This is a genomic window from Ensifer sp. 4252, from assembly GCF_050434565.1.
Lineage (GTDB): Bacteria > Pseudomonadota > Alphaproteobacteria > Rhizobiales > Rhizobiaceae > Ensifer.
This window is the reverse complement of sequence record NZ_JBNDIU010000056.1, coordinates 1-10,173: the sequence shown is the minus strand read 5'-3', so window position 1 is coordinate 10,173 and position 10,173 is coordinate 1. Positions and strand designations below refer to the sequence as shown.

At 56.8% G+C, this 10,173-nt stretch carries 10 protein-coding genes and 1 pseudogene; 4 read left to right on the top strand and 7 right to left on the bottom strand.

Annotated elements, in window-relative coordinates; all coding sequences use genetic code 11:
- Positions 1 to 267, top strand: a pseudogene (locus tag ABIE33_RS35785) (Mu transposase domain-containing protein); the annotation flags it as partial.
- 5 nt (positions 268 to 272) lie between these two features.
- Here ABIE33_RS35785 and ABIE33_RS35780 read toward each other — a convergent pair.
- The 7 genes from ABIE33_RS35780 to ABIE33_RS35750 all read right to left on the bottom strand — a co-directional run bounded on the left by ABIE33_RS35780 (position 273) and on the right by ABIE33_RS35750 (position 6,325).
- Positions 273 to 1,484 carry a pyridoxal phosphate-dependent aminotransferase gene (locus tag ABIE33_RS35780; protein WP_429133845.1) on the bottom strand — a complete coding sequence of 404 codons (1,212 nt, stop codon included), beginning with the start codon at positions 1,482 to 1,484 and terminating at the stop codon, positions 273 to 275.
- 20 nt (positions 1,485 to 1,504) lie between these two features.
- Positions 1,505 to 2,506 carry a threonine ammonia-lyase gene (locus tag ABIE33_RS35775; protein ID WP_429133843.1) on the bottom strand — a complete coding sequence of 334 codons (1,002 nt, stop codon included), beginning with the start codon at positions 2,504 to 2,506 and terminating at the stop codon, positions 1,505 to 1,507.
- 1 nt (position 2,507) lies between these two features.
- The gene (locus ABIE33_RS35770; RefSeq protein WP_429133847.1) at positions 2,508 to 3,236 is read right to left on the bottom strand and encodes an amino acid ABC transporter ATP-binding protein; all 729 of its coding nucleotides are present in this window, start codon (positions 3,234 to 3,236) and stop codon (positions 2,508 to 2,510) included.
- A 63-nt stretch (positions 3,237 to 3,299) separates the two neighbouring features.
- Positions 3,300 to 3,959 (bottom strand): amino acid ABC transporter permease, encoded by a 660-nt coding sequence (locus ABIE33_RS35765; RefSeq protein WP_429133841.1) that lies wholly within the window; start codon positions 3,957 to 3,959, stop codon positions 3,300 to 3,302.
- Between the two features lie 13 nt (positions 3,960 to 3,972).
- Positions 3,973 to 4,677, bottom strand: coding sequence for an amino acid ABC transporter permease (locus ABIE33_RS35760; RefSeq protein ID WP_429133840.1), 705 nt, complete (start codon positions 4,675 to 4,677; stop codon positions 3,973 to 3,975).
- Between the two features lie 40 nt (positions 4,678 to 4,717).
- The gene (locus tag ABIE33_RS35755) at positions 4,718 to 5,590 is read right to left on the bottom strand and encodes an amino acid ABC transporter substrate-binding protein (protein WP_429133839.1); all 873 of its coding nucleotides are present in this window, start codon (positions 5,588 to 5,590) and stop codon (positions 4,718 to 4,720) included.
- A 30-nt stretch (positions 5,591 to 5,620) separates the two neighbouring features.
- Positions 5,621 to 6,325, bottom strand: a complete 705-nt coding sequence (locus ABIE33_RS35750) for an HAD family hydrolase (protein WP_429133837.1) — start codon at positions 6,323 to 6,325, stop codon at positions 5,621 to 5,623.
- 216 nt (positions 6,326 to 6,541) lie between these two features.
- Between ABIE33_RS35750 and ABIE33_RS35745 the strand changes: the two genes are divergently transcribed.
- The 3 genes from ABIE33_RS35745 (at position 6,542) to ABIE33_RS35735 (ending at position 10,027) form a co-directional block, all read left to right on the top strand.
- Positions 6,542 to 7,222: a GntR family transcriptional regulator gene (locus ABIE33_RS35745; RefSeq protein ID WP_429133835.1), complete on the top strand. Its 681-nt coding sequence runs from the start codon at positions 6,542 to 6,544 to the stop codon at positions 7,220 to 7,222.
- A 90-nt stretch (positions 7,223 to 7,312) separates the two neighbouring features.
- Entirely contained in the window at positions 7,313 to 8,419 is a 1,107-nt protein-coding gene (locus tag ABIE33_RS35740; protein ID WP_429133834.1) for a PAS domain S-box protein, read from the top strand.
- A gap of 876 nt (positions 8,420 to 9,295) precedes the next feature.
- Positions 9,296 to 10,027: a prolyl oligopeptidase family serine peptidase gene (locus tag ABIE33_RS35735; protein ID WP_429133832.1), complete on the top strand. Its 732-nt coding sequence runs from the start codon at positions 9,296 to 9,298 to the stop codon at positions 10,025 to 10,027.
- Positions 10,028 to 10,173 lie beyond the last annotated feature (146 nt).

The window sequence follows — 10,173 nt, the reverse complement described above, 5'->3', positions numbered from 1 at the left end:
GTCGAGAGGTGGGTTCTGGCCAGACTTCGAAACGACCGTTTCTTCAGCCTTGTCGATCTCAATATCCGCATCAGCGCTTTGATCGAGGACCTCAATACCAGAACGATGCGCCGATATGGCAAATCTCGGCGTGCTTTGTTCGATGAAGTCGAGCGCGACCAGCTCAAGCCACTGCCTTCATCGCCGTTTGAGTATGCGGAATGGAAGGTCGCGAAGGTCCATCCCGATTACCATGTCGAGGTCGACAAGACGTTCTATTCCGTGCCGTTTGTCTACCTCCTGTAACGATGCGCCATCTCGACTATGCGCCTACCAGCCTCGACAGCAGCGGCATGATCCTGGGAGAAGTTGAGGCGAACACTGTTAGCATGGGGGCCGAATTCGGTTCCGGGCGTGACGATAACGCTTGCTTGATGCCGCAGCAGCCGGACGAAATCCTGCAGGCTCATAGAGAGGGGCGGCAATGTTGGAAAGAGATAGCTTCCGGCTTGCGGCGTGCGGGCCTCAAGACCGCCACTTCGGAACACCTCGAGCAGGTCGCCCCTGATGGCCTGATGCAGCCGAATGCGCTCATCCATCCAGCCCTCTGGCTCATTGAACCAGGTCCTGACTACCGCTTGGTTGTAACCTGCAGCGCGCAGTGAGACGATTGCCTGCAGCTTCTCCATCCTGCTGATGATCGTCGGAGAGCCAAACGCTGCTCCGAGACGATACCCGCTGAGCGACTCCGTTTTCGACGGGCCCATGATTGTCAGGACCTGTTCCGTCGGCAGCCCGCGGGCGCGGATGTGAGTATAGTCTTCACCGTCATAGCGCAGCCTGGAATAAAGCTGATCAGCAATGACGGTGATGCCGAATTCCCGGGCCAGGAATACGATCTGGTCGATCTCTGTTTGCGAGTAGACCGCTCCAGTCGGATTGTTCGGGTTGGAAAACAGGAAAGTCTTGGCCCCCGCCTCAAACGCGGCGCGCAATTGAGAGAGATCCAAGCCAGCCTCAGCCGTGGCGTTCAGGTAGTTCATAGCGACCGGCATCACCTGCCCGCCAAAGAACTGGACTAGTTTGCGGTTGGCAAAATAGTCCGGCTGTACGATCGCGACTTTATCACCCTCGGAGACGGTTGCGGCGACTGCCAAGAACAACGCACCTTGCGTTCCTGGAGTTAGGATAATGCCCTCATCGGCGGAAACCGGGGCTCCTGTGAACGCTTCGAGCCGCTGCGCCAATTCGGACCGTATGTCAGCCGAGCCGCGATATTCGGTGTAGGCTTGGCGACCGCCGGCCTCCACTGCTTCGGAGAACCGCTCAAATGAGCCAGGTGTTGGAGTGAAGGCATCGACGTCGCCGTGCGAAAAATCGACGAGCCTGCCAGGGATTTCGTCGCCGCGCATCAAGTCGCGGATGTCGCCTGCGCTTTGTCTGACTTCCTGCCCCGGCGCATTGTCGGTAGCGAGGGTTGCGAACTTTTCGATGATGGAAACCATTTCAACCTCGAGAACAAAAATTATTGCGGAAACGACGACGTATAGTCGGTGTCGAGTGCTTGCTTGAAAACCGCCGGCTCGATGTTGCCGCCGGAGACGATGACGATGACATTCTTGCCGCGGACGGCCTGCGGATCGTTCAAAAGCGCGGCCAAGGCGATGATGCCACCTGGCTCGGTGACCAACCGAAGCTCCTCGAAAGCATAACGGATCGCGAGCAGAACCTCTTGGTCGGACGCGACCTGCACCTGTGACAGACCTTGGCGGTTAATGGAGAACGGCAGTTCGGCAGGTGTGGGCGCGAGAAGCGCGTCGCAGATGGAACCGCTGAGGGCAGGATTAACTTCACGGTTGCCACTTACCCACGATCGCCTTGTGTCATCGAAGCCTTTCGGTTCGACTGCCCAGATTTCGGCGCGAGAATGAGCCGCTCTTGCGGCCAGACAAGTTCCCGCCGATAGGCCACCCCCACCGCAAGGTACCATGATGGTGTCAATCGCGACGTTCCCGGCTTGTTCGAGAGCTTCCGCGGCAACCGTGCCTTGGCCTGCGATAATAAATGGGTTGTCGCCAGGCGGTATGATCGCGACCGGCGACTTTTCGGCAATTTCAGCGGCTATCTGCTCGCGCGACTGGGTCTGACGGTCATAGAGCACAACCTTGGCACCGTTCTCGCGCGCTTTGCTGATTTTGATCGCGGGGGCATCGCTCGGCATAACGATGGTTGCAGCTATGCCAAGCATCAGGCCAACCGTTGCGATGGCTTGGCCATGATTGCCGGTGGAATACGCAACAACGCCACCAGGAAATGCCGAGCGATCCAAGCGGGAAAGGCAGTTATAAGCGCCTCTGAACTTGAATGCGCCGGTGCGCTGGAGGTTTTCGCATTTGATGAAGACGTTCGCGCCGGTCAACTGATCGAGCTTTTCGGACCGCAAAAGCGGCGTCCGAAATGCGACGCCGTCAAGCGACCGGCGGGCGTCAAGGATGTCGTCGAATGTGGGAGCAATCAAACCGTTCATTTCAGTGTACCAGGATACGGGAGAGGAAAAGGCGAGCACGTTCGGAACTGGGATCGGCAAAGAATCGAGCGGTTTCCGCTTCTTCAATGATCGCGCCCCCGTCCATGAAAACCATGCGATCCGCCGCAGCTTTGGCAAAGCCCATCTCATGCGTGACGACGATCATGGTCATCCCTTCCTGCGCGAGTTCGGTCATCACGGCGAGGACCTCACCGATCATTTCCGGGTCGAGAGCAGACGTCGGTTCATCGAAGAGCATAGCGATGGGATCCATTGCCAAGGTTCGCACGATAGCGATGCGCTGTTGTTGCCCTCCGGACAGCTGGGCGGGGTAGGATTGCTGTTTGTCGAGCAGACCGACGCGCTTGAGCAAACCCTGAGCCTTGCTCACTGCTTCGTCGCGGCTTCGTTTGAGAACATGGACCTGGGCGAGGCAAATGTTATCGAGGACAGAGAGGTGCGGGTAGAGTTCGAAATGTTGAAAAACCATCCCGACGCGTGCACGAAGCTTTGCCGCCTCTTTGCCCTTTGTGGCCAGAGCCTGACCATCGATCGTCACCATCCCTGACTGGAAAGGTTCGATCCCGTTTACGCATTTCACAAAGGTGGATTTGCCAGACCCAGAGGGCCCGCAAACGATGACAACCTCTCCACGCTGAACGGTCAGGTTGCAGTCGTTCAAGACCCGCAGTTGGCCGTAGCTTTTGGACAGATTTTCAACCCTGATCATTTCACGCGAAGACATAGAGGTATCCAGTCGTAGGTGAGAGAACCGCCAAGCTCTGCCGATATCTCAGGCGAGAGTGGGGTTGCGTTTCAGTCGTTCGGCGAGCGCGCTGCCAAGCGTACACAGGATGAAGTAGACAACCGCTGCGAACACATACATCTCGACCATGCGGTTCTGCGTGTTCGCAACAATGCTTGCGGAGGTCATGAAGTCGTGGAGGGAGACCACGTAGACCAATGACGTGTCCTGGAAGAGGATAACGCCCTGAGTTACCATCAGCGGTGCCATCTTTCTCAGGGCCTGAGGCAGCACAACCAGCCTGACGGTTTGCAAGAAGCTCAAGCCGCTCGCCTTTGCCGCCTGCCATTGCCCGCGGCGGACGCTCTGCATCCCGGCCCTAAGGATTTCCGAGTAGTAGGCACCCTCAAACATGACGAAGGCGATGATCACCGAATAGAGAGCACCGACGGGACGCCCAATCACCAACGGAACCAAAAAGTAAAACCAGAAGATGACTAGGATCAGCGGGACCGCGCGGAAGCCGTTGACATAAAGTGCGGCGATAGTGCTGACGAAGCGTATGTTCGATAGTCTCACGATGGCGAGGATGAGTCCGAGGATGAGACCACCCGCCATAGCTATTGCCGTCAACATGAAGCTCATAGCTAAGCCGCCGCTGAGTGACGGCAGTGAGTCGGCTATGACAGAGAAATCGAATCCCGACATTGTTCTGTTTCCCTCAAGTGTTTCCTATGGACGCACGACGCTCGACCTGACGCATGAACATCGTGACGACGAGGGCTATCGACATGTAAATGACTGTGGCCGCCGTGAAGGCTTCGAATCCTTGATAAGTGAAGCTTTCGATTTGTTGCGTCTGTGCAGTCAGCTCAAACACACCAATGGTCATGGCGATCGACGAGTTCTTGAAGATCGTCAGGAACTCAGATGTCAGAGGCGGCATAATGAGGCGGAAGGCCTGGGGAAGCAGCACGAGCCGATAGGCTTGTGCAGTTGATAACCCGGCCGCCTTCGCCGCCATGCCTTGACCGCGCGGAAGAGCAATAATGCCTGCGCTGACCTGCACGGCGACACGGGAAGCGGTAAACAGGCCCAGTGCGACAATGGCTGTGACAACTTCCGAATGCGGCAGGTCACGCTTCAACCACGTGCCTATCGCATCCGGAACCAATTCCGGAATAACGAAGAACCAGAGGAACATCTGTAGCAGCAGCGGAATATTCCGGAAGAGGCTTATGTAGCTGCTTGTAAAGAGCCTGATTCGGGAGTTTCCTGTGCTGTGGAACGTACCCACAATGGTTCCGATCGCCAGAGCTATCGCCCAAGAGACGAGCGAGATCAGGATCGTCATCAACGTGCCCCAACCCAGCCACTGCAAGTAAGGCTCGGATATCAGAACGGCCCAGTTCCATGAGTAATTCATCGCTGCGATCCCTCCGGTAAGGCGACCTAATGCCAGCCCCTTATTCGGGGATGGCAATGACGTGGAAGATGGTCGCAAGGTCTGGCGAGAGCGGCACGCCCATCGGGTCGAACCATTTGGCGTAGAGCTTCTCCAGTTCGCCATCACGAGACAAACGCGCAAGTGTTGCATTCACCAGGCTGAGGAAGGCGGTGCTGTTTTTCTGTACGAGGAAGCCATAGCTATCGTAGGACAGCGGTTTGCCCACGACCTCATATTCCGATGGGTTCGGCGCCTTATTCCGGAGTCCGAACAGCAGAATGTCATCAGTGGAGAACGCGTCGGCTCGCCCCGTTTGCAATGCAAGAAAGCCCTCGGAATTGTCCTTGACCGGGACGATCCGGATATTGAGTTGATCTGTCTCGATCAGTGCCTTGATCAAGCGTTCCGGCACGGAATTGATCGAAAGCGCGATCGACTTGCCGTTTAGATCGCCGAGCTCCGAAATTCCCGAGCCCGATTTCACAAGGAGTCGGGTGTGGGAAATGTAGAACGGGCTGGAGAAGTCAACTTGCGACTGCCGGCCGACTGTGTTCACGGCCGACTCGCAAGAGATATCTACGGTCCCGTTTGCCACCAATGGGATGCGGTTCTGAAGGTTCACCGGTACCCACTCGATTTTGAGATCGGGCAGGTTCAGGGCCTTCTTCACCGTCGCCGCCACCTGGATGCAGATGTCGGTTGAGTATCCGAGCGGCTGCCCCTTCTCGTCGACATAAGAGAAGGGTATCGACGCGTCACGGTGACCGATCGAAATCGTGTTCTTTTCCTTGATGCGGTCGACGATTCCATCGACCGACTGCGCCAACGCCCACGATGTCGGAAGGAGCGTAAGCGCAAGTGCTCCAATAGTCCCAAAAGCTCTTATTTTCATGTCATTCCCCTTTTCGTCGTTGCAGAACTATCAGCCGATTGTTTCAAGCAACTCGGCCAAGCTTTCGACGGTAAGATCGGGTCGAGCTTCGGCGGCTCCCTCGCCAGAAAGGCCGAGCAATCGTTGCGGACGGTTGATCCAAGCGCTTTTCAGTCCAAGCTTGTTCGCTGGAGTGATATCGGCACGCAGGCTCTGGCCGACATGAAGAACACGCTCGGGGGGAATACCCTCCGCTGCCAAATCCGCAAGAGCAGTGTTGAAATGCTCCCAACTCGGCTTATAGGCACCGACGCGCTGGGCGGTGACGACGATATCGAATTCGATATCCATCTTCTCGCAGGAGGACGTGAGCGACGCGTTGTCAATATTTGAAAGAGCGCCGATCTTCGCGCGCGCCTGCAGCGCCTTCAGTCCCGAGGACGTGTCGACATAGGCAGGCCACTGATGCGGCGTCTTGGAAAATGCTTCCCGGCGCGCGGGATCTACAGCCACGCCGAACTCGCCGGAAATGCGGTCGAAACACCGACGAAGGACTTCTGGATAGCGGTGTGCGGGCCGCTCTTTCTGAATCTCAGCACGAGCCCGATCAAATGCCATGATCAGCTCTTCACCGCTGGCTTTTACGCCGAGGTCATCCGCCCAGTTGCACAACCAGGCTACGATGGATGGTTCCCAATCGATCAGAGTCCCATAGACGTCAAAGGTGACAGCATCAAAATCGTTAAGTCGTAGCATCAGAACCCCACATTGCTGTTGTTACTGGAATTAGCGATAATCGATAATTAAATAACAGTCAATTGGCCGATTTTTGACCTGTTCCAGGTTTCAGAACCGCTCTATACGGAAAACAAGCCGTTGGTTTCCTTGACTTTACGAGCGATTCAGGCGAGATAGAGAACCATTCGACGGCGCATCATTAAAGATTATCGCTAGTCTTACAGGACGGAAATTGTGAACTACTCGGATAGCCTGCAACAAGGAAATCTCGGCGGGAATCGTTCGGCGGCTGCAGTGGTCACGGATGAATTGCGCGCAGCCATCCTGCACAATCGGCTGAGCGGAGGTGAGCGACTTCGTCAGGATGCTATCGCAACCCACTACGGGGTAAGCCAGATGATCGTGAGAGAAGCCTTCAAGCAGCTCACAGCCGAAGGTTTTCTTAAAGCAGAACCCAGGCGGGGAGTGAGTGTGGCGATTCTAAGTGCCGAGGAAGCGTGGGAGCTATCCCAACTTCGCGCTCTCCTAGAGTGTCAGGCACTGCGGTGGGCAATACCCAACATGCTGCGCGCCGACTTTGTTCAATGCGAGCTGGTACTGGATGAGCTTGACGCATCCGAGTCTGTGGACGCAAAGATTCTGCTGAACGCTCGTTTCCACGCACTCATGTATGCGCCAGCTAAGAGGACGCGTACGCTAGAGTTGATCGAGAATCTGAGGATGAATTTCGAGCGCTATCTGAGATTCACCTGGGCAGAGACCCACCACCTCGAGCAATCCCAAGCTGAACATCGGTTAATCCTGGAGCTATGCAGATTGCGCGACACCGAACGAGCATGCGATGCGCTTCGCAAGCACATCCTTGCGACGGGGGATTTGCTCGTCTATAGCCTGAACGCATCGCAAAAGGCCTAGTACAGGCCGTCGAGGCCGTTAGACGGTGAAGCGCTTATCCGGCTAATGGCGAGCGGATCAGGCATCGAGTACTCCTGAGGAGGACGCGCCATGGAAATTCCGGGCGACGACGAACAATCTGGAGGCGAACGGGCCGCGCAGATCCGCAAATTGCCGTTCAGCGTGCGCTCGACGTCTCACAACCATGCCTCCAACTTTGCTGACACATCGGTCGCGGATGGACCCGATCCCCGCGATTGGCTGGCCGCAATAATCGAAGGCTCCGACGATGCGATTGTCAGCAAGGATCTGCGAGGCATTATTCAGAGCTGGAATCCCGGCGCGACACGCTTGTTCGGCTATCGGGCCGAAGAGGTCATCGGAAAGTCGATCACCATCTTGATTCCGCAGGACCGACTGGATGAGGAGCCGGCGATCATCGCCGAAATCCAACGCGGCATGCGCGTCGAACACTTCGAGACACTGCGGCGACGCAAAGACGGATCATTGGTCGATATCTCGCTGACCATCTCGCCGATTCGGAATGCGGACGGCGTGATCGTCGGCGCCTCGAAGATCGCGAGAGACATTACTGAAAGACGCGTCGCCGAGGAGCAGCAGCAGCTCTTGATGGGCGAAATGCGGCATCGCGTGAAAAACCTCTTTGCACTCGCTTCCGCGATCGTCTCGATCAGCGGCCGGTCGGCCAGCGATATCGACAGCCTCCTTGCGACGATCCAGGCGCGGCTATCGATGCTCTCCCGCGCCCATGAACTCACCATGTCGGATTGGCAAAACGGAACCGGAAACACGCAGACGATTTCGCTGCACGCACTGATCAGAACGATCCTCGAACCGTATGCGGCAGAAGAGAGGATAACGATCAGCGGTCAAGATCGTGTTGTGGGAGGCCAGGCGATGACGCATATAGCGTTGTTGCTGCACGAACTTGCGACCAATGCCGCAAAGTATGGGGCGCTCTCCGTGACAAACGGTCATCTCGATTTGAGCATCCGGGAAGAGAACGACTGGACGCACCTTGTCTGGCGCGAAATGGGAGGGCCAAAGCCGGCGCGCGAACACCACATGGGTTTCGGCAGCCGCCTGGAAAGGGGGTTGGCAAGCGCACTGAACGCGACGATCGACCGGGATTGGCGGGAGACGGGGCTTGTCGCGTCGATCGACGTCCCGACTGAGATGCTCGCCGCTCGCGGCTAGGTGTTCGGGGCCGATTTTGTAACTATGCCGTTGGTCGCCCTGCCGACAATCCGCATCAAGGGCTGTCGTCGTCACCAGTCGATTCGAGGTCATCGCTCGCAGCCTCGCTCATGGTAATCGGAATGTCGCCGGAGAGTAGCCGGTCTTGTGCCCGCAAGTTTGGGCACCGCTCGCACAATTCTCGTCATCGTCCATATCGGCTCGGAGCAAACGAACTGACATGATCGTCGTAAACCACGCGGTGTTGGCCGGCTTTGCCCCCTTGAGCTGAGATCGCCGCAGAGATTTCCGACGGCTTCTGCAGAAGCGAGCGCTCAAGGATGTTTCCGGCCTGGAAGACCTTGTCAGAATCCTGCCAACTCGAGAATTTCGGCGCTCGATTCGCGTCGCGGCGAAACGCGCGCTGTTCAGTCGATACATTATGCGATCCTCGTGGCCCAAGGGTGAACATCACAGCAACAAGGCTTGCAGGGCTCGTGGAAGCACAGTTCTGTCCGGCCCGTAAGGCGCGTCCACGCTTAAGTCTGCAAACGACAGCATTGCGCCCTCATTTTGGTCACTCACACCACCGCGCGAGCTCCTGGAAGCCGGCGGTCTGCTTTGCCAATGGTCGCGTCCGGAAGGCGCCCGACGAGAACATGTTGGAGGACGCTTGGCAGACTGGATTTTCGCAGTCCAGCTTCGCCTCCATATCCAATCGTTACGAATTTCGGCATCGGACACACTCCTACCTTTGCGCTTCTGAGTTTGCCGGGGCTTTCCGCGAGAACGCTTCCGAGAGCCGACCTCCATCCTCCGAGTGGGAAGGCTTGAGTTCTGGTTCTTCGGTTCCATTTGATGTGCTGACAGGCTCAACATCATGAAGGAGGTGGTCGAATGACGCGGAACATCATGGCACTGGCTTTCACGGCCGTAATCGGAATGTGTGGTGCAGGCGTGGCGCATGCCGAGCAGTTGGCAGCCAGATCGAGCGCCAGCATACAGAATGATCTCAACTATCTGATGTACACGCCCGACGACTATGCTTCGTCCAGCAACGCGTATCCGCTTGTTGTGTGGCTACACGGCGGCGATCAGGGCGGGACCGATATCGAGAAAGTCAAATCGAGTGGCATTCCGAAACTGATTGAGGGTGGAAAGACATTCCCCTTCCTAGTGTTTTCGCCTCAGAATCCGAGTGAAGAACTGCTTTTTCCGATCGAGAAAGTGGAGGCGGCACTCGACGAGGTTATCTCGAAGTATCGCGTAGATCGCGCGCGTGTCTATGTCGTGGGGTTCAGCCGCGGGGGGTTCGGTACTTGGGCCATGGCAGAACAGTTTCCCGAAACATTCGCCGCTGTCGTTCCGATCGCTGGTGGCGGTAATCGCCACTACCTTAGCAGGACAAATGAAAAGGCAGCTTTCTGGGTGTTCCACGGCACGAACGATGAAGTCATCCCTTTGTCGGATTCGGTCGTGCTGTACGAGCGCCTCGTGGGTCTGAAGCGTGATGCTCGTTTGAGTGTTCTGGAGGGCGTGGACCACTCGGGCGTCGAACGGGCCGCCTTAAATGATCCCGAGCTTTGGGATTGGCTTCTAAAACAGCGCCTTGAGGTCGCGCCTGAGTAACCTTTCAATCCTCTACGCGTTCCGCGGAATGCGAACGGCGTCTGCTTCGCACCCTCATGCACGAACCCGCTTCGCGGGAGGGCGTGCGCGGTGAGGTTGGTGTGATTATCTGAAGTTCTAGGCAGGCTGTTGGTGTTGCCTGACCA

Bases quoted from the DNA above. Each gene is read 5' to 3' on its own strand.
- ABIE33_RS35780 (WP_429133845.1), bottom strand. From the start codon at position 1,484: ATGGTTTCCATCATCGAAAAGTTCGCAACCCTCGCTACCGACAATGCG.
- ABIE33_RS35775 (WP_429133843.1), bottom strand. From the start codon at position 2,506: ATGAACGGTTTGATTGCTCCCACATTCGACGACATCCTTGACGCCCGC.
- ABIE33_RS35770 (WP_429133847.1), bottom strand. From the start codon at position 3,236: ATGATCAGGGTTGAAAATCTGTCCAAAAGCTACGGCCAACTGCGGGTC.
- ABIE33_RS35765 (WP_429133841.1), bottom strand. From the start codon at position 3,959: ATGTCGGGATTCGATTTCTCTGTCATAGCCGACTCACTGCCGTCACTC.
- ABIE33_RS35760 (WP_429133840.1), bottom strand. From the start codon at position 4,677: ATGAATTACTCATGGAACTGGGCCGTTCTGATATCCGAGCCTTACTTG.
- ABIE33_RS35755 (WP_429133839.1), bottom strand. From the start codon at position 5,590: ATGAAAATAAGAGCTTTTGGGACTATTGGAGCACTTGCGCTTACGCTC.
- ABIE33_RS35750 (WP_429133837.1), bottom strand. From the start codon at position 6,325: ATGCTACGACTTAACGATTTTGATGCTGTCACCTTTGACGTCTATGGG.
- ABIE33_RS35740 (WP_429133834.1), top strand. From the start codon at position 7,313: ATGGAAATTCCGGGCGACGACGAACAATCTGGAGGCGAACGGGCCGCG.
- ABIE33_RS35735 (WP_429133832.1), top strand. From the start codon at position 9,296: ATGACGCGGAACATCATGGCACTGGCTTTCACGGCCGTAATCGGAATG.